Source organism: Nonomuraea rosea, assembly GCF_039539705.1.
GTDB classification, from domain to species: domain Bacteria; phylum Actinomycetota; class Actinomycetes; order Streptosporangiales; family Streptosporangiaceae; genus Nonomuraea; species Nonomuraea rosea.
In genome coordinates this window covers 46,410-64,452 of sequence record NZ_BAABDQ010000028.1, presented here as the reverse complement: position 1 = coordinate 64,452, position 18,043 = coordinate 46,410, and the positions used below count along the sequence as shown (strand labels likewise).

General features: G+C 70.2%; 15 protein-coding genes. 13 read left to right on the top strand and 2 right to left on the bottom strand.

Annotation, left to right across the window (positions count from 1 at the left end; genetic code table 11):
• Nucleotides 1-24 precede the first annotated feature (24 nt).
• From ABEA43_RS44690 to ABEA43_RS44675, 4 genes are all read left to right on the top strand, one after another.
• Nucleotides 25-915: a hypothetical protein gene (locus tag ABEA43_RS44690; protein ID WP_345572058.1), complete on the top strand. Its 891-nt coding sequence runs from the start codon at nt 25-27 to the stop codon at nt 913-915.
• 133 nt (nt 916-1,048) lie between these two features.
• Nucleotides 1,049-2,002 (top strand): agmatinase, encoded by a 954-nt coding sequence (speB, locus tag ABEA43_RS44685; protein ID WP_345572056.1) that lies wholly within the window; start codon nt 1,049-1,051, stop codon nt 2,000-2,002.
• Nucleotides 1,999-3,507: a purine-cytosine permease family protein gene (locus ABEA43_RS44680; protein WP_345572054.1), complete on the top strand. Its 1,509-nt coding sequence runs from the start codon at nt 1,999-2,001 to the stop codon at nt 3,505-3,507. Before speB ends, ABEA43_RS44680 begins: the two co-directional genes overlap by 4 nt.
• On the top strand, nt 3,507-4,190 hold the full coding sequence (locus tag ABEA43_RS44675; protein WP_345572053.1) for a cyclase family protein: 684 nt from the start codon (nt 3,507-3,509) through the stop codon (nt 4,188-4,190). Before ABEA43_RS44680 ends, ABEA43_RS44675 begins: the two co-directional genes overlap by 1 nt.
• 9 nt (nt 4,191-4,199) lie before the next feature.
• Here ABEA43_RS44675 and ABEA43_RS44670 read toward each other — a convergent pair whose 3' ends face one another.
• Nucleotides 4,200-4,691, bottom strand: coding sequence for an Lrp/AsnC family transcriptional regulator (locus ABEA43_RS44670; RefSeq protein WP_345572051.1), 492 nt, complete (start codon nt 4,689-4,691; stop codon nt 4,200-4,202).
• 198 nt (nt 4,692-4,889) lie between these two features.
• Here ABEA43_RS44670 and ABEA43_RS44665 point away from each other — a divergent pair, with 198 nt between their 5' ends.
• The 8 genes from ABEA43_RS44665 to ABEA43_RS44630 all read left to right on the top strand — a co-directional run bounded on the left by ABEA43_RS44665 (nt 4,890) and on the right by ABEA43_RS44630 (nt 13,776).
• The gene (locus tag ABEA43_RS44665; RefSeq protein WP_345572049.1) at nt 4,890-6,323 is read left to right on the top strand and encodes a gamma-aminobutyraldehyde dehydrogenase; all 1,434 of its coding nucleotides are present in this window, start codon (nt 4,890-4,892) and stop codon (nt 6,321-6,323) included.
• 13 nt (nt 6,324-6,336) lie between these two features.
• On the top strand, nt 6,337-7,404 hold the full coding sequence (locus ABEA43_RS44660) for an ABC transporter ATP-binding protein (RefSeq protein WP_345572047.1): 1,068 nt from the start codon (nt 6,337-6,339) through the stop codon (nt 7,402-7,404).
• A gap of 9 nt (nt 7,405-7,413) precedes the next feature.
• On the top strand, nt 7,414-8,619 hold the full coding sequence (locus ABEA43_RS44655; protein WP_345572046.1) for a polyamine ABC transporter substrate-binding protein: 1,206 nt from the start codon (nt 7,414-7,416) through the stop codon (nt 8,617-8,619).
• Nucleotides 8,620-8,623: 4 nt separating this feature from the next.
• The gene (locus tag ABEA43_RS44650) at nt 8,624-9,475 is read left to right on the top strand and encodes an ABC transporter permease (protein ID WP_345572044.1); all 852 of its coding nucleotides are present in this window, start codon (nt 8,624-8,626) and stop codon (nt 9,473-9,475) included.
• Nucleotides 9,472-10,257 (top strand): ABC transporter permease, encoded by a 786-nt coding sequence (locus ABEA43_RS44645; RefSeq protein ID WP_345572043.1) that lies wholly within the window; start codon nt 9,472-9,474, stop codon nt 10,255-10,257. Before ABEA43_RS44650 ends, ABEA43_RS44645 begins: the two co-directional genes overlap by 4 nt.
• Before the next feature lie 192 nt (nt 10,258-10,449).
• Nucleotides 10,450-11,844 carry an NAD(P)/FAD-dependent oxidoreductase gene (locus ABEA43_RS44640; RefSeq protein ID WP_345572230.1) on the top strand — a complete coding sequence of 465 codons (1,395 nt, stop codon included), beginning with the start codon at nt 10,450-10,452 and terminating at the stop codon, nt 11,842-11,844.
• A 15-nt stretch (nt 11,845-11,859) separates the two neighbouring features.
• Complete coding sequence (locus ABEA43_RS44635; RefSeq protein WP_345572041.1) at nt 11,860-12,732, top strand: alpha/beta hydrolase; 873 nt, start codon at nt 11,860-11,862, stop codon at nt 12,730-12,732.
• A 114-nt stretch (nt 12,733-12,846) separates the two neighbouring features.
• Complete coding sequence (locus ABEA43_RS44630) at nt 12,847-13,776, top strand: serine hydrolase (RefSeq protein ID WP_345572040.1); 930 nt, start codon at nt 12,847-12,849, stop codon at nt 13,774-13,776.
• A 75-nt stretch (nt 13,777-13,851) separates the two neighbouring features.
• Here ABEA43_RS44630 and ABEA43_RS44625 read toward each other — a convergent pair whose 3' ends face one another.
• Nucleotides 13,852-16,488, bottom strand: a complete 2,637-nt coding sequence (locus ABEA43_RS44625; RefSeq protein ID WP_345572038.1) for a PEP/pyruvate-binding domain-containing protein — start codon at nt 16,486-16,488, stop codon at nt 13,852-13,854.
• Between the two features lie 274 nt (nt 16,489-16,762).
• On the opposite strand from ABEA43_RS44625, the gene ABEA43_RS44620 reads away from it, so the two are divergent.
• Nucleotides 16,763-18,040, top strand: a complete 1,278-nt coding sequence (locus ABEA43_RS44620) for an MFS transporter (RefSeq protein ID WP_345572036.1) — start codon at nt 16,763-16,765, stop codon at nt 18,038-18,040.
• The last annotated feature ends 3 nt before the right edge of the window (nt 18,041-18,043 follow it).

The following is an 18,043-nucleotide window of genomic DNA, read 5'->3' as shown; positions in this document are numbered from 1 at the left end:
AACACATGTAGTAATGTCTCCGTCATGGTCACCCAGCAACACGAGGGCCTGACAAAGATCACCACCCTCAATTTCGGACACACCGCACAAATGCTGCGGGCGTTGTTCGACCTGCCGATACCTGAATCGGGCGAGGCCCGCCTGGCCTCGCCCGAGCTGTCGGAGGCCGCGCCGTCGGTGTGCCGCGCTGACGGCGCCCTGCTCTATGGCGAGAACGAGCACAAGCTCGGCATCATCACCGAGACGCAGCGTGGGCGAGATGACGAGAAGATGTATTCGTGGCTGGAATACATCGCCAACTTCCGGGCGCGTGAGAAGTGCCCGACCTGCCTGGTCGTCATCTGCCCAGATCGAAACATCGCCCGCTGGGCCGCCAAGCCCATCGAAACGGGCCATCCGGGGCTGACGCTGACCCCCTTGGTCATCGGCCCCGACAACACCCCGGTCATCACCGACGTGGCCGAGGCGCTGAGCAATATCGGGCTGGCCATCGTGTCAGCCGTCACCAAGAGCGACGATCCGCTGTTCAGGGACATCCTGGGCACGTTGGACAAGGCTCTGAACGAACTCGATCGTCAGCTCGCCGGGCAGTACGGCCGTTACATCGCCGTGTCGCTGACCGGCATCGCACAGAAGGAATGGGGAAGACTGATGGCCATGCAGACCTATCCATACCAAGGCGAGTACGCCGAGAGCCTGCTGGCCGAGGGTGAGGCGAAAGGCGCGGCGAAGGGTGAGGCCAAGGGTGAGGCCAAGGGTGAGGCCAAGCTGCTTCTGAAGCTGCTGGAGCTGCGTGGCTTCGCGGTGTCCGAGGAAATCCGGGCGCGGGTCAACGGGTGCGAGGACACGGCCCAGCTCGAAGCCTGGTTCCAGCGGGCTTACTCCGCCGGCTCCACGGAGGAGCTCTTCGATTGAGCCATCGTTGAGCTCCCGGTCCTGAGCCGGTCTCGTTCGTCGGCGTGTGTTGTGGTCAGCCACAACACACGCCGCAGCACTTTGTGCCGAAGACAATTGTCGCAGGTCAGGAGCATGACGAACACTGGCCGACATGAACACAGGTCCCGTCGACTCCTCCGAGGTCCCGCGCTTCGCCGGGCCCGCGACCTTCGCCCGGCTGCCCAGGCTCGACCAGGTTCGGCGGGCTGATGTGGTGGTCGTGGGCGTGCCGTTCGACGCCGGCGTGTCCTATCGGCCGGGCGCCAGGTTTGGGCCCGCCGCCGTCCGGGAGGCCTCGCGGCTGCTGCGGCCCTACCATCCCGGGCTGGACGTCTCCCCGTTCGAGCGGGTGCAGGTGGCCGACGCCGGGGACATCGTGGCGAACCCGTTCGACATCGGCGCGGCCATCGAGGCCATCGAGGGCGCGGCCGACGCGCTGGACGCCAAGCTGGTCACCGTCGGCGGCGACCACACGATCGCGCTGCCGCTGCTGCGCTCGGCCGCCAGGAAGCACGGGCCGGTGGCGTTGCTGCACTTCGACGCGCACCTCGACACGTGGGACACCTACTTCGGGGCCGAGTACACGCACGGCACCCCGTTCCGGCGGGCGGTCGAGGAGGGGCTGCTCGACACCGAGGCCGTCAGCCACGTCGGCATCCGGGGCCCGCTGTACGGCAAGAAGGACCTGGAGGAGGACCGGCGGCTCGGGTTCGGCATCCTGACCGCGGCCGACGTGCTGCGGCGCGGGCTGGACGAGGTGATCGACGTGCTGCGCCAGCGCGTCGGCGACCGGCCGCTCTACGTCTCCGTCGACATCGACGTGCTCGACCCCGCCCACGCCCCCGGCACCGGTACGCCGGAGGCGGGCGGCCTCACCAGCAGGGAGCTGCTGGAGATCCTGCGCGGCCTGGCCGGCTGCCGGCTCGTCGGGGCCGACGTGGTCGAGGTGGCCCCCGCCTACGACCACGCGGAGATCACCTCGGTGGCCGCCTCCCATGTGGTCTACGACCTCGTCAGCCTGCTGGCCCTGCAGGCGAAGAACGTCCAGGAGGAGCAGTCGTCATGAGCATCACCGAGGTCGAGACCTACGGGGTCGAGCGCATTCCCGACCCTGACCGCAGCGCCCGCCCGATCGACCTGTTCAGGGTCGCGTTCGGCGGCGCCAACACCTTCGCCACCTGCGTGCTGGGCGCCTTCCCCATCCTGTTCGGCCTGTCCTTCTGGCAGGGGCTGGCCGCCACCGTGCTCGGCCTGGTCGTCGGCGCGCTGATCCTGGCGCCGCTGGCGCTGTTCGGGCCGCTCAACGGCACGAACAACGCCGTCTCCTCCTCCGCCCACCTGGGCGTGCACGGCCGGGTCGTCGGCTCGTTCCTGTCCCTGCTGACCGCGATCGCGTTCTTCTCGATCTCGGTGTGGTCGTCCGGCGACGCGCTGGTGGGCGGGGCGCACCGGCTGGCGGGGCTGCCGGATTCCGACCTGTCGTACGGGGTCGCGTACGCGGTCTTCGCGGTCCTCGTGCTCGTGGTCTGCGTGTACGGCTTCCGCTTCATGCTGTTCGTCAACAAGATCGCGGTTGCGGCGGCGTCGCTGCTGTTCGTGCTGGGCGTGTTCGCCTTCGCCGGTGACTTCGACCCGTCGTACGCCGGCTCGCTCCCGCCGGGCGACCCGCTGTTCTGGCCGTCGTTCATCGGCGCGGCCCTGATCGTGCTGTCGAACCCGGTCTCCTTCGGCGCGTTCCTGGGCGACTGGTCGCGCTACATCCCGGCCAGCACCCCGCGCTCACGGGTCATGGCCGCCGCCTTCCTGTCGCAGATCGCCACCATCCTGCCGTTCCTCTTCGGCCTGACCACCGCCTCGATCATCGCCGCCAAGGCCGCAGAATACGTGGACCCGGCCGCGCCCAACTACGTCGGCGGCCTGCTGGCCGTCTCGCCCGGCTGGTACTTCGTCCCGGTCTGCCTCATCGCCCTGATCGGCGGCATGTCCACCGGCACGACCTCCCTCTACGGCACGGGCCTCGACTTCTCCAGCGTCTTCCCGCGCTTCTCCCGGGTGCAGGCCACGGTGTTCATCGGGACGCTGTCGATCGTGTTCATCTTCGTCGGCCGCTTCGCCGCGAACCTCACGCAGAGCATCTCGACGTTCGCCACGCTGATCATCACGTGCACGGCGCCGTGGATGGTGATCATGATGCTCGGCTACGTGACGCGCCGGGGCTGGTACGACCCGGAGGCGCTGCAGGTCTTCAACCGGCGTCAGCGCGGCGGCCGCTACTGGTTCGCGCACGGCTGGAACTGGCGGGGGCTGAGCGCCTGGCTGGTTTCGGCGGGGCTGGCGCTCATGTTCGTGAACCTGCCCGGCCAGTTCGTCGGGCCGCTCGGCGACCTGGCGGGCGGGGTGGACGTCTCGCTCCCGGTCGGACTGGCCGTCGCGGCGCTGCTCTACCTGGCGCTGCTGACCGCCTTCCCCGAGCCGCGCGAGGTGTACGGGCCCGACGGGCCGCGCCTGGTCCGCTCGGCCGACACCCCGGTGCTGCCCATCGTCGACGCGGTCGCGGAGCCGGTCGCCTGATGGAGCTGGTCGATCTGTCGGTGCCGATCGAGACCGGGATGCCCGTCTATCCGGGTGATCCGGAGGTCTCGATCGGGCCGGCGCTCACCGTCGCGCGCGACGGCGTCAACGTGCTGGGCCTGCACCTGGGCTCCCAGTCCGGCACCCATGTGGACGCGCCGTTCCACATCGACGACTCGCTGCCCGCGCTCGACGCGCTGCCGCTCGATCGGTTCTGCGGGCCCGCGGTGGTGGTGGACGCCCGAGGCCTGGCGCCGCGGTCCCCGATCGGACCGGCGGCGTTCGAGGGCGGCGTGGGTGAGGGGATGATCGTGCTCGTGGCCACCGGGTGGTCGCTCCACTGGGGGACGGCCGCGTACGAGGGCCATCCGTTCCTGACGGAGGAGGCCGCGGCGCTGCTCGTCGCCCGCGGCGTGCGTACGGTCGGCATCGACGCGCTGAGCGTGGACCCCACGCCCGCCGCGGACCTCCCCGCGCACCGGGTGCTGTGTGGCGCGCACGCCGTCATCGCCGAGAACCTGACCGGCCTCGACCGTCTCCTGCGGGCGCAGGCGAGCGGCAGGCCGATCGAGGTCTTCATGCTGCCGCTACGGCTCCCCGGCGCCGACGGCGCGCCGGTCAGGGCCGTGGCCAGGGTAGGTCGGCAGGGTGGATCAGCAGGGTGGGTCAGCGGTGCCCCATGAGCAGGTGGGTCAGCGGGTGCCCCATGAGTAGGTCTGCTTGCGCAGCTTCAGGTACACGAACGACTCCGTGGCCCGCACGGCGGGGATGGCGCGGATCTTGCTGAGGATCTCCAGCAGGTGCCCGTCGCCCTCGCAGACCACCTCGACGATCACATCGAAGGAGCCCGCCGTGAGCACGACGTAGTCGATCTCGTCGATGGCCGCCAGCTCGTCGGCGACCGATTCCAGGTCGCCCTCGCAGTTGATGCCGATCATCGCCTGGCGGGGGAACCCGAGCGTGAGCGGGTCGGTGACCGCCACGATCTGCATGACGCCCGTGTCCTGCAACCGCTGGACGCGCTGCCGCACCGCGGCCTCCGAGAGGCCGACCGCCTTCCCGATCGCCGCGTACGGCATGCGCCCGTCGCCCTGGAGCTGCTCGATGATCTGCTTGGACAGATCGTCGAGCACCACAGGCCCAGTGCTGGCGTTGGCGCGGCGGACGCGGGGCGGCGTGGTCATCGAGAGGGGTCCTCCTAGCGGTCCGGCGTTACGGGGGTATGCCCGCTGGGTTGCCGTCCTGCTGCGACATGTTGTCAGTTCCTGGCGGTCTGTCAAGCGAATTCGTAGCAATTTGATATCTTCACCACGAAATCCCTTGTCCAGATGCACACGCTCTGTAAGAGTCGCGGCATCTCAGCCACCTCACGAGGAGGGCGCATGACTACCCGTCTGCAGAACTTCATCAACGGTGAGTTCGTGGACGCCAAGAGCGGGCGATTCTCGGACATCATCGACCCCTGCACGGGCGACGCGTACGTGCAGGCGCCCGTTTCCGGCGCCGAGGACGTCGATGCCGCCTTCGCCGCCGCGGCCGCCGCGTTCGAGTCGTGGGGCAGGACCACCCCGGGCGAGCGGGCGAATCTGCTGCTGAAGGTGGCTGACGCGATCGACGCGCGAGCCGAGGAGATCAACGAGGCCGAGTGCCTCAACACCGGCAAGCCGCGCGCCCGCATGGCAGAGGACGAGACCCCGGTCGCGGCCGACCACTTCCGCTTCTTCGCAGGGGCGGCGCGGACGCTGGAGGGCCCGACGGCGGGCGAGTTCCTCGCCGAGCACACCAGCGTCATCAGGCACGAGCCGATCGGCGTGGTGGGCCAGGTCACGCCCTGGAACTACCCGATGATGATGGCGGTCTGGAAGATCGCCCCGGCGCTCGCGGCCGGCAACACGGTCGTGCTCAAGCCGTCCGACACCACCCCGGCCTCCACGCTCAAGCTCGCCGAGATCCTCGGCGAGGTGCTGCCCGCCGGCGTCTTCAACGTCGTCACCGGCGACCGCGAGACCGGCCACCTCGTGGTGAGCCACCCGACGGCGTCCATGGTCGCCATCACCGGCTCGGTCGGCGCGGGCATGTCGGTCGCCAAGAGCGCCGCCGACGACCTCAAGCGCGTGCACCTGGAGCTCGGCGGCAAGGCGCCGGTCGTGGTGTTCGAGGACGTCAAGGACCTGCGCAAGGCGGCGGGTGACATCGCCACCGCGGGCCTGTACAACGCCGGCCAGGACTGCACCGCCGCCTGCCGGGTGCTGGTGCACGAGAGCGTGCACGACGAGTTCGTGGCCGCGCTGACCGAGGCCGCCGCCGGGACCGTGACCGGCGACCTGGCCGACGAGGAGGCGCTGTACGGCCCCCTCAACAACGAGAACCAGCTCACCAGGGTCCAGGGCTTCATCGACCGGGTCCCCGCGCACGCCAAGGTGCTCACCGGCGGCCAGCGCGTCGGCGACAAGGGCTACTTCTTCGCACCGACCGTCGTCGACGGGCTCAAGCAGGACGACGAGATGGTGCAGAACGAGGTCTTCGGCCCGGTGATCACCGTGCAGACCTTCACCGACGAGGCCGACGCGCTCGCCAAGGCCAACGACGTCAGGTACGGCCTCAGCGGCTCGGTCTGGACCTCCGACCACGGCCGCGCCATGCGCATGTCGAACCGCCTGGAGTTCGGTGTGGTCTGGGTCAACACGCACATCCCGTTCGTGTCCGAGATGCCGCACGGCGGGTTCAAGCACTCCGGGTACGGCAAGGACCTGTCGGTCTTCGGCCTGCACGACTACACCAGGGTCAAGCACGTCATGCACTACATCGGCGAATAGGACAGTGCCTGGGATGACTGAGCTGAACGCGATCGAGCTTGAGGACGTCGTCAAGGAGTACCTCTCGCATGGCGAGGTCGTCCAGGCGGTCAGGGGCGTCACGCTGGGCATCGCCGAGGGGGAGTTCTTCTCCCTCCTCGGCCCGTCCGGCTGCGGCAAGACCACGACCATGCGCATGGTCGCCGGCTTCGAGGAGCCCTCGAAAGGCGTGGTCAAGCTGCTCGGCAAGGACGTCACCAACGTCCCGCCGAACAAGCGGGACGTGAACATGGTCTTCCAGTCCTACGCGCTCTTCCCGCACATGAGCGTCTGGGACAACGTGGCCTTCGGGCTCAAGCAGCGCAGGACGCCGCAGGAGGAGATCAGGCGGCGGGTCGGCGAGATGCTGGAGATCGTCGATCTGACCGGCAGGGAGAAGCGCAGGCCGCGGGAGATGTCCGGCGGCCAGCAACAGCGCGTGGCGCTGGCCAGGGCCCTGGTCAACCGGCCGCGCGCGCTCCTGCTCGACGAGCCGCTCGGCGCGCTCGACCTCAAGCTGCGCCAGGCCATGCAGATCGAGCTCAAGCGCATCCAGCGGGAGGTCGGCATCACGTTCGTGTACGTGACGCACGACCAGAACGAGGCGCTGACCATGAGCGACCGGATCGCGGTCATGAACGACGGCCTGGTCGAGCAGCTCGCCAGGCCGCGCGAGATCTACGAGCGGCCCGCGACCGCGTTCGTGGCGGGCTTCATCGGCACCTCCAACCTGCTCGCCGGCACCGCGACCGGCGGCGAGCTGAAGATCGGCGGGGGCCGGGTCCTGGTGCCGGGGCACGAGGGCGACGTGACGGTCACCGTACGGCCCGAGAAGATCCTCATCGGCACGGACGAGCCCGGGGCCGGGCTGAGCGCCGTGCGCGGAAGCGTCGCCGAGGTCGTCTACCTGGGCACCTACAACAGTTATGCGGTGAGTCTCGCTGACGGGGCCGAGATCACCGTGTTCCAGCAGAACGCGAACGACGCGACGGCCACGGCGGAGCGGGGCGACTCCGTGTGGCTGTCCTGGCAGGCGCAGCACTCGTACGTGATTGGAAGTTGATAGCACCCCATGATCCCCCGTCACCATCTTCTCCGCACCCGTCGTGACGTCTTCAGGCTCGCCGGCTACTCGGCCGCCGGGCTCGCCCTGGCCGCTTGCGGCGTGCAGGGCCAGAAGGCCGCGCCGCCCAAGCCCGACGCCGTCAAGGACTTCTGGTCCAAGCAGACCAAGCACGGCAAGCTCGTGTTCGCCAACTGGCCCGAGTACATGCCGGAGGACAAGGCCCCGCTGGAGGCGTTCAAGCAGGCCACCGGCATCTCCTACGAGTACAAAGAGGTCATCCAGGAGAACGCGGAGTTCTTCGGCAAGGCCGACCCCGTGCTGCGCGCCGGGCAGTCGCTGGGCTACGACATCGTCGTGATGACCAACGGCATCCAGCTCCAGCACATGATCGAGCTCGGGTACGCGGTGCCGCTCGACCACGCCCAGCTGCCCAACTTCTCGGCCAACGCCGGCGAGAAGTACAAGGAACGCGCCTACGACCCGGGTAACCAGTACACGGTTCCGTACACCTCCGGGGTGACCGGCATCGCGTACAACACCAAGTACGTCAAGGACGACATCACCAGCATCGAGGCGCTGTTCGATCCCAAGTACAAGGGGCGGGTCGGCATGATGGCCGACGCGCAGGAGATCGGGAACTTCGGCATGTTCGCGCTGGGGATCGACCCGGAGAAGTCGACCGAGGCCGACTGGAAGAAGGCCGGGGAGAAGCTCAAGGCGCAGCGCGAGGCCGGACTTGTACGGAAATATTATGATCAGTCGTATATCGACGCCGTGTCCAAGGGCGACGTCTGGCTGACCATGGCCTGGTCGGGCGACGTCTTCCAGCGCCAGCTCGCCGGCGAGCCCGTCAAGTTCGTGGTGCCCGAGGAGGGCGGCACGATCTGGACCGACAACATGCTCATCCCCAAGGGCGCCGCGAACCCGGTGGACGCGCTCATGCTGATGGACTACCTCTACCAGCCGGCCGTGGCGGCCGAGCTGGATGAGTTCATCCAGTACGTCACCCCCGTCCCGGCCGTCCAGGACCTGCTCAAGGAGAAGGCCAAGGCGGCCAAGGGCGAGGACAAGAAGGCCCTGGAGGACATGGTCGGCAGCCCGCTCATGTTCCCGACCGAGGCCGACTACGCCAAGCTGCGCACCTACACCAAGCTGACCACCCAGCAGGAGCAGGTGTTCAACCCGATCTTCCAGTCCATCACCCAGGCCTAGCGCGATGCGGCGGCTCACCCCCTACCTGCTGGCGCTGCCGAGCTGGATGTGGCTGGCGATCTTCCTGGTCGTGCCCATGGTCGCGATGGCGTCGGTGTCGTTGCAGACCGGCAACGCGATCGACGGCTTCGCCATGACGTTCAGCGTCTCCAACTACAGCGACGCGCTCGGCAGGTACAGCACCCAGCTGCTGCGCTCGCTTCTGTACGGCGGGCTCGCGACGGTCGCCATGCTGCTGATCGGCTACCCGGTGGCGTACTGGATCGCCTTCAAGGGCGGCAATCGCAAGTCCATGTACCTGTTCCTGCTGCTGCTGCCGTTCTTCGTGTCGTTCGTGCTGCGGACGATCTCGTGGAACTTCCTGCTCTCCGACAACGGCCTGCTGTTCGGGACGCTGAAGGGCTGGGGGCTGCTGCCCGACGACTTCCATGTGCTGGCCACGACGTTCGCCGTGGTGGGCGGGCTGACGTACAACTTCCTGCCGTTCATGATCCTGCCCATCTACGTGGCGCTGGAGCGGGTGGACCCGCGGGTGGTGGAGGCGGCCCAGGACCTGTACGCGACGAGGCTGGGCGCCTTCCGCCGGGTGGTGCTGCCGCTGTCGCTGCCGGGGGTGTTCGCCGGGGTGCTCATGACGTTCGTGCCCGCCACGGCCGACCCGATCAACGCGCAGATTCTCGGCGGCACCGAGAACACGATGATCGGCAACATCATCCAGACCGAATACCTGACGAACCTCAACTATCCGACCGCGTCCGCGCTGTCGTTCACGCTGATGGCGGTGCTGCTGGTGGGGATCTTCGTCTACGCCAGGGCGCTCGGGACCGAGAACGTCCTTGAGGCGGCGGCCCGATGAGGGGCGCCAGGCTCGGCGACCGGCTGCTGCACGGCTACACCTGGCTGATCATCGTCTGGCTGTCGTCGCCGATCGCCGTGATGATCCTGTTCGGGTTCAACGACAAGAAGAGCAAGTCCAACACCTCCTGGCAGGGCTTCACGCTCAGGTGGTACGCGGAGCTCTTCGACATCTCCGACCTGACCGTGGCGCTGCGCAACTCGCTGGTGATCGCGCTGGTCAGCACGGTCATCACGGTCGTGATCGGGACCATGCTCGGGCTGGCGATCGGCCGCCACCGCTTCCGCGGCAAGGGCATCACGAACTTCCTGGTCTTCGCCGCCATCTCCACGCCCGAGCTGGTCATGGGCGCGTCGCTGCTGTCGCTGTTCGTCTCCGGCAGCGTGCCGCGCGACGCGAACACGATCATCGTCGCGCACGTGCTCTTCTCGCTGTCCTTCGTGGTCGTGACGGTGCGGGCGCGGGTCGTCACGCTGGACCCGTCGCTGGAGGAGGCGGCGAGGGACCTCGGGGCGACCGCGTGGGGGACGTTCAGGCAGGTGACGCTGCCGGCGATCATGCCGGGCGTGCTGGCGGGCGCGATGCTGTCGTTCGCGCTGTCGATCGACGACTACGTGGTCACCAGCTTCGTCAACGGCTCCACCGTCACGTTCCCGCTGTGGATCGTCGGCGCGGTGAAGACCGGCATTCCGCCGCAGGTCAACGTCATGGGTACGCTGATCTTCTGCGTCGGTGTGCTGATCGCGATCGCCAACGCGGTCGCAGCCCGCCGTCGCGTCTGAAAGGCGGTCAACCGGCCATCCCTTCCGCAGGCCGCGGAGGGGATTCGCCTTGGCAAAAACCGTCCGGCTAAAGACGTCTGGCAAAGAACGGGGAGGCGAGATCGGATTCCGGCGGGGGGAACCCGCGCGTGATCACCTCTTTGCGATCCCGCAATACACATAAACGAACTTCATCGTAGGGAAGTGGGATTTGTGGATCCGCTGAAGGCGCTGGCTGACGCGGAGCGCAAGCCGTACTGGCTGGACAGCCCGGCCAGACCCGAGCCGCAGCCGCGGCTCGACCGGAACACCAGTGCCGACCTGGTCGTCGTCGGCGGTGGCTTCTCGGGGCTGTGGACGGCTCTGATGGCCAAGGAACGTGACCCCTCGCTGGACGTGGTCCTGCTCGAAGGCCGCAGGATCGGCTGGGCGGCCACCGGCCGCAACGGCGGGTTCTGCATGGCGACCCTCACCCACGGCCTGGCCAACGGCCTGGAGCGGTGGCCGGAGGAGATCGACCGGCTGGAACGGATGGGCGTCGCGAACGTGGACGAGATCGAGCGCACGCTGGAGCGCTACGGCGTGGACTGCTCGTTCGAGCGCACGGGAGAGCTGCACGTGGCCACCGAGCCGTGGCAGCTCGACGGGCTGAACGAGCACCTGGACCTGATCTCCGAGCTCGGGCTCGACTACGTGCCCCTCGATCGGGAGCAGGTCCGTGCGGAGGTGAACTCGCCGACCTACCTGGGCGGGCTGTGGGAGCGCAGCGGCTGCGCGATGCTCGACCCGGCCCGGCTGGCATGGGGGCTGCGGGAGGCGTGCCTGCGGCTCGGGGTGCGGGTGCACGAGCGCAGCCCGGTCCGCTCGCTGCACGACGACGGCACGACGATCACCCTGCGGACGCCGTACGGCTCCGCCGCGGCGCGCCGGGTGGCACTCGGGACCGGGGTGTTCCCGCCGCTGCTGCGGCGGCTCAAGCACTTCGTGGTCCCGGTGTACGACTACGCGCTGATGACCGAGCCGCTGACCGGGCCCCAGCTCGCCGCGGTGGGCTGGGGCAACAGGCAGGGCGTCGGCGACTCGGGCAACCGGTTCCACTACTACCGGCTGACCGACGACAACCGGATCCTGTGGGGCGGCTACGACGCCGTCTACTACAACGGCGGCCTGGTCAAGCCCGAGTACGACCAGCGCGACGAGACGTTCGTCAAGCTCGCGGGGCACTTCTACGACACGTTCCCGCAGCTCTCCCAGGTGCGCTTCACCCACAGGTGGGGCGGCGTGATCGACACCTGCAGCCGGTTCAGCGCCTTCTACGGGCAGGCGCACGGCGGGCGGCTGGCCTACGCCGCCGGCTACACCGGCATGGGCGTCGGCGCCACCCGCTTCGGCGCGAACGTCATGCTGGACCTGCTGTCGGGCGAGCGTACCGAGCGGACCGAGCTGCGGATGGTCAAGGAGAAGCCGCTCCCGTTCCCGCCGGAGCCGGTGCGCTCGGGGGTGATCCAGTTCACCCGGTGGTCCATCGCCCAGGCCGACGAGCATCAGGGCAAGCGCAACCTGTGGTTGCGCACGCTCGATCGGATGGGGCTCGGGTTCGACTCGTGACGCACACTTGGGCGTATGAGAGTTGAGTTCATGATCGACGGCCTCACGCTCGCCGGGGACCTGCGGGTGCCCGAGGGCGTGGGGCCGCGTCCGGGGCTGGTGCTCACGGGGCCGTTCACCGGCGTGCGCGATCAGGTCACCGGCCTGTACGCGGCTCGGCTGGCCGCGCGGGGCTACGTCACCCTCGCCTTCGACCACCGGAACTGGGGCGAGTCGGACGGTGAGCCGCGGCGGCACGAGGATCCGCAGGGCAAGCTGCACGACCTGCGGGCGGCGGTGTCGTTCCTGCGGTCGCGGCCCGAGGTGGATCCGGATCGGATCGGCGCGGTCGGGATCTGCCTCGGTGGCGGATATGCCATGAAATTTGCTGCTTTTGACCCTCGGGTGCGGGCATTTGCGGGGATCGCCGGGGCGTACAACAACCCCTACGCCATGCGGTCGGGGATGGACTACCAGGCGGTGCTGAGCGGGTTCGCCGAGGTGCTGGAGCGGCAGGACCAGGGCGGGCCCGTCGAGTACGTGGCCGCCGTGGCGGAGCGGGGTGAGGCGGCGATGCCGGGCGACGAGCCGTACGCGTACTACGGGACCGAGCGTGGCGCGTCGCCGCATTGGCGGAACGAGGTGACCAGGGCCAGCGTGCGCGAGCTGGTCACGGTGGACAACATGATGGGGGCGGACTTCCTGTCCCCGAAGCCGGCGCTGATCGTGCACGGGGTCGTCGACCGGTTCTGCTCGCCCGAGGGGGCTGAGGAGGCGTTCAGGCGGCTGGACGAGCCCAAGCGGATCGTCTGGGTGGACGCCAAGCAGCACATCGACCTCTACGATCGCGAGCCGTACGTGACCCAGGCCGTGGACGCGGCCGACGACTTCCTGCGCGAGCACCTGTGACCGTCGGCAAGGTGGTGCTGAAGGTCTGACCAGGAAAGGGCCTGGTCGGATGAGGCCGGCGGCCTTGCCGGGCATGCTCCGTACGACCCCCGACGAGATCACGGGGGTTGGCGCGTGCGTGCTAAGAGGTTGGGCCCATGGATCGGCAGGGTCGTTCTGGCCGGGCTGGCGTTCTTGACGGGGTGCGGGACCGAGCGGGTGCCGGTCGTGCCCGTCGCGGTGAAGGCGCCGGTCAGAGTGGCGCGATGTGTCCTGAAATTTCCGGACGCGCTGGCCGGGGATGTCGCTCGGGCCCGGCTCGAACGCGACATCTCCCGCTATGTACGCGGCCGGCCGGGACGGGTCGTCTACGGCGTGCTGGACCTGGTGAGCGGCGTGACGTTCGGCCAGGGGGAGCACGAGCACGACATGATCACCGCGAGCGGCGTCAAGGTGGACATCCTGACCGCGTTGCTGCTCCGGCGTTCCGGCGGGCTCGACGAGGGCGAGCGGGATCTGGCCGCCCGCATGATCAAGGAGAGCGACAACAGCGCGGCGGACGCGCTGTGGTCGCGGGTCGGGGGCGGTGACGCCATGAGCGGGTTCTACCGGCGGGTGGGGCTGCGGGAGACCACGCCTGGGCCCAGCAGATTCTGGGGCGGCACGAACACCAGCCCGGCGGATCGGATCCGGCTGCTGAAGGTGCTGGTCAGGGGTGGTAAGGGGCTCGGCGCCGCCGATCGCGGGCTGGTGCTGGGGCTGATGGGGCGGGTGCAGAAGGACCAGTCCTGGGGCGTCAGCGCGGCCGCCAGGCCGGGGGATCGGGTGGCGCTCAAGAACGGGTGGACGCCGCGGCCGTTCATCCACAACACGTGGGCCGTCACGAGCTACGGGCGGGTGGCCGGGCCCGGGCGGGACCTGCTCCTGTCGGTGCAGACGGATCAGCAGCCGGGGGAGGGGACGGGGATCGAGACCATCGAGCGGGTGTCCCGGATGATCGGCACCCGCCTCGACGCCCTCACCCCCACCACCACCCGCCCCTGCCCCACCAACCCCATCCCCTGACCGCCCCACCCGGTCGACGTCCCGGAGCGTCCCCGCCGTGCGCCGGGTCGGGCGGTTCCCGTTGGCGCCTTGTGGTCACGTGGCGGGTTCGGACACCCGGCTCGATGGCGTCGCGCCGGCGTCCTCCGTGGTCGGAGGGCCGTCCTGGGCGTCTGGCGTGACGGCGACAGCGTCCTGGGCGTCGGGTGGGGTGTCGTCGTGGATGGTCACCGTGCCCGACGTGCCGTCCACCGTGATCGTCTGGCCCGTGCGGACGCGGTCGGTCGCGTCCGGGGTGCCGACCACGGCCGGGATGCCGTACTCGCGGGCCACCACGGCCCCGTGCGAGTTCGGCCCGCCCATCTCCATGACCAGCCCGCCGGCCGTCAGGAACAGCGGCGTCCAGCCGGGATCGGTGGACGGGCACACCAGGATCTCGCCCGGCACCAGCTTCGCCCCCACCGGGTCGAGCACCACCCGGGCGATCCCCGTGACCTGCCCGGGAGACGCGGGGGAGCCGGTCAGCGCGCCCTCGGCCGCCGCCCCGCCGGAGGCCACCGCCTCAGGCTCCGTGCCGTCGGACAGCAGCACCCTGGGCAGGTGCCTGCGCCGCAGCTCCCGCTCGTAACGCTCGCGCCGCTCGGCGACCCGGCCGCGCAGGTCCTTGCCGGACTTGGCCTCGACCAGGGTCACGAAGAACACGTCCTCGGCCCCCGCCAGCAGCCCCTTCCGCGCCAGCTCCCCGCCCACCCCGAGCAACTGCGCCCGCAGCTCCGCGAAGATCTGCACGATCAGGAACTTCGGCAGTTCCCGCACCCCCACCAGCTCCCTGGCCCGCCCCAGCGCGAAGCGCACCAGCCGGCGCCGCAGCCCGCGGGTCCGCCCCGCCAGCTCCTCGATCATGGCCTCGGCCTCGGCCACGCCCTTGGCGAAGAGCGCGTCGGGGGCCAGCGCCGGATCCTCCAGCCGCAGGTAGTTGGCGATCATGCCGATGACGTGCGTGGGGTCCTCCGACCAGCGCGGCAGGCCCAGGTCGATCTCGGCCACGGCGCGATGGCCGTACGTGCTGAGGAAGTCCCGCACCGGGGCGGGCAGCGGCTCGCGGGCCAGCACCTCCGCGGGCTCGCGCAGGAAGCGGGCGGCCACCTCGGGGTCGCGCCGCAGCCGCTGCGCCAGCGCCCACAGCTCCAGGTCCATCTCCGTGGTCACGTTGCGCGGCACGCCGCGCAGCACGACCTGCAGCTCGGCGGACGTGGCCCGCCCCTTCAGCAGCCGCGACGCGAGCAGCAGCATGGGCAGCGCGGCAGCGGCCACGGGGAAGACCCGGGGTGCGGTCGGCGTGACGTGCTTGACCAGCGCCGTCGCCACGTGATCGATTCGCTCGGCCACGCTCGCGCCGGCGGGTGCGGCGAGCGTGGCGAGGTGCGCGGCGGACTGGCGGCGTACGCGGCGCTCGGCCCCCTCGGGGTCGGCCAGCGCGCGCACGAACGTGATCGGCACCCTGTGACGGGCCATGACCTTGAGCAGCCGGCGCACGAAGGGCCCTCTCGACGTCCTGGTGACGCTCAGCCGCGGGTCGTCGAACAGCCCGCGCAGGATCCGCGCCGACCTGGCCTCCATCAGGTCGAACACCCTCGGTACGATCGCCCGCCCGACCCGGCTCCGCAGCACGCCCGTGGCGTCGATGAACACCCGTCCCGCAGCCTCCGTGAAGGCCGGCGCACCCGCCAGCGGAGCCGCCACCGGGTTGCCGAACAGCTCCGACACCCCGGACGACATGGCCCGCGCCGCCGCCATGCCCATCGGCGTGAACGGCCTGAAGACCCCCTGGGCCACGCTGAAGCTGAAGTAGACGCGCAGCCCGTCGTGCGGCTCGTCCGGCAGCGGGAACAGCGTCGTGATCGGCCTGGCCTGGGTGAGCCAGAGCCGCCCGGAGGCGTCGAAGGCCCACTCGGTGTCCTGCGGCGCGCCGTACAGGGACTCGACCCGCGCGCCGAGCGCGGCCAGCTCGCGGAGCTGGGCGTCGGTGACGCACGCCGCGTCGAGCCGCTCGCCGGTGACGTGCTCGACGCCGCCGCCCGGCAGGGAGCGTACGGCCAGCCGCTTGTCGCCGAGCCGCCGCTCCAGCACCCGGCCCGTGTCCGGGTCCACGGTGAAGTGGTCGGGGTTGACCGCCCCCGACACCACGGACTCGCCGAGCCCGGGAGCGGCGTCGATGACGGCCTGCCGGCGCCGGCCGGTGATCGGGTTCGCGGTGAACATCACCCCCGCGGTCGCCGACTGCACCATCTCCTGCACGACCACGGCCAGGCGGACCGAGCCATGGTCGATGCCGTTCGCGTCGCGGTAGGCCACCGCGCGGTCGGTCCAGAGCGAGGCCCAGCACCGGCGTACGGCGTCGAGCACCGCCTCGGGGCCCGCCACGTTGAGGAAGGTGTCCTGCTGGCCGGCGAAGCTGGCGTACGGCAGGTCCTCGGCGGTGGCCGACGAGCGGACCGCGACCGGACCGGCGGGCAGGGCGGCCAGGGCGGCCACCACCGCGCGGGCGATGTCGTCCGGGATCGGGGTCCCGAGGATGTGCTCGCGGGCGCGCGCCGGGTCGGACACGTCGCCGAGCCCGGCGGCGATCCTGCGGTAGGCCTCCGTGGTGACGCAGAACCCCGGCGGGACCGGCAGCCCGGCCCTGGTGAGCACGCCGAGGTTGGCCGCCTTGCCGCCGACTTCGGCGAGCATCGAACCCTCGATATCTGCAAATGTCCGGATCACATCCATGACCGCCTCCTATCTCTGAAGGTAAATCTCAACGACGTTGAAGTCAACGGAGAGTGAATTAAGTCATGCCACCGCCGAGGCAATAAGATGGGACTTCGGCGCGTTTGACTGATTCGAATGCGTTTTGATTGACCGCTCGGCGGCCGGCCACGTGCCGGTATCACCCCGGTCGAAGCCCACCACGACGGTGCGCTCCTACCGGGAGACGGCTCCGTCATGACCTGGACGGAGACCCTTGAAGTCCTACCTCGACGTGCTGGCCACACCCGGCGCCTGGCGATTCCTCGCTCCCGCGCTGGTGGCCCGGCTGCCGTTCGCGATGACCCAGATGGGCATCCTGCTGCTGGTGCAGTGGTCCACCGGCGCCTACGGCCCGGCCGGGATCGCCGCCGCGGCGGCCGCGATCGCGCAGGCCGTCGTCGGCCCCAGAACCGGCCGCCTGGCCGACCGGCACGGGCAGGCCAAGGTGCTGCTGCCGCAGGTGACCGTGCACGCGCTGGCCCTGGGCGGCCTGCTGGCCCTGGCCACCGCCCACGCAGGCATCCCCTTGCTGGTGGCCGTGGCCGCGCTGGCCGGGGCGTCGAGCCCGCAGGTGGGCGCCATGGTCAGGGCCCGCTGGGCGCACCGGCTCGGCGGGACGCGGCGGCTCAACACGGCGTTCGCGGTGGAGTCGGTGACCGACGAGCTGACGTTCACGCTGGCTCCCGTGCTGCTGGTCGGCCTGTCCACGGCGTACTCGCCGGTCGTGGCGCTGCTGGCCGCGCTCGTGCTGATCGTGGCGGGCACCGTGACGTTCGCGGCGGTCAGGACGGGCGCGCCCGAGCCGTCCCCGGTCCGCCTTCCCACGGCGGGCGGCGTGCTGCGCTCGCGCGGAGTGGGGCCGCTGGCGGCGGCGTTCCTGGCCATGGGGTCGGTCTTCGGCAGCCTCCAGGTGGGCGTCACCTCGCTGACCGCCGCACTCGGCGCGTCCGCCGCCGCGGGCCCGGTCTACGGCGTGTTCTCGGGGGCGAGCATGCTCGGCGGGCTCCTGTACGGCGCCGTCCGCTGGCGCGTCCCCGCGCGCTCCCGGCTGGTCGCCGGCCTGGCCCTGCTCGCCCTCGCGACCAGCGTGCTCACGCTCGCCGGCTCCATCCCCTTCCTGTACGGCGCCGCCGCCCTCGCCGGCCTGGTGATCGCCCCCGTCGTGATCACCGGTTACACCCTCATCGACGGGCTGGTTCGCGCCGAGGTCAGGACCGAGGCGTTCACCGGGCTGAACGGCGCCATCGGGCTCGGCATGGCCGCGGGCTCCGCGACGGCCGGGCAGCTCGTGGACCACGTGGGACCCTCCCTGGCGTTCGTGGTCGCCCCGCTGGCGACGGGCGTGGCCGCCGTCGTGGTGCTGAGCCGGCTCCGCAGCCTCCGCCCGGCTGCCGAGACGCCGCCGCAGGTCCTGCGTCCGGCCCCGAGTCCGGCCCCGAGTCCGGCACTGCTCCCCACTGCGGAGCCGGTGCCCGCCCAGCACGCGAGCTGACCG

Bases quoted from the DNA above. Each gene is read 5' to 3' on its own strand.
- ABEA43_RS44655 (WP_345572046.1), top strand. From the start codon at position 7,414: ATGATCCCCCGTCACCATCTTCTCCGCACCCGTCGTGACGTCTTCAGG.
- ABEA43_RS44650 (WP_345572044.1), top strand. From the start codon at position 8,624: ATGCGGCGGCTCACCCCCTACCTGCTGGCGCTGCCGAGCTGGATGTGG.
- ABEA43_RS44645 (WP_345572043.1), top strand. From the start codon at position 9,472: ATGAGGGGCGCCAGGCTCGGCGACCGGCTGCTGCACGGCTACACCTGG.
- ABEA43_RS44665 (WP_345572049.1), top strand. From the start codon at position 4,890: ATGACTACCCGTCTGCAGAACTTCATCAACGGTGAGTTCGTGGACGCC.
- ABEA43_RS44635 (WP_345572041.1), top strand. From the start codon at position 11,860: ATGAGAGTTGAGTTCATGATCGACGGCCTCACGCTCGCCGGGGACCTG.
- ABEA43_RS44680 (WP_345572054.1), top strand. From the start codon at position 1,999: ATGAGCATCACCGAGGTCGAGACCTACGGGGTCGAGCGCATTCCCGAC.
- ABEA43_RS44670 (WP_345572051.1), bottom strand. From the start codon at position 4,691: ATGACCACGCCGCCCCGCGTCCGCCGCGCCAACGCCAGCACTGGGCCT.
- ABEA43_RS44625 (WP_345572038.1), bottom strand. From the start codon at position 16,488: ATGCTCGCCGAAGTCGGCGGCAAGGCGGCCAACCTCGGCGTGCTCACC.
- speB (WP_345572056.1), top strand. From the start codon at position 1,049: ATGAACACAGGTCCCGTCGACTCCTCCGAGGTCCCGCGCTTCGCCGGG.
- ABEA43_RS44675 (WP_345572053.1), top strand. From the start codon at position 3,507: ATGGAGCTGGTCGATCTGTCGGTGCCGATCGAGACCGGGATGCCCGTC.
- ABEA43_RS44690 (WP_345572058.1), top strand. From the start codon at position 25: ATGGTCACCCAGCAACACGAGGGCCTGACAAAGATCACCACCCTCAAT.
- ABEA43_RS44660 (WP_345572047.1), top strand. From the start codon at position 6,337: ATGACTGAGCTGAACGCGATCGAGCTTGAGGACGTCGTCAAGGAGTAC.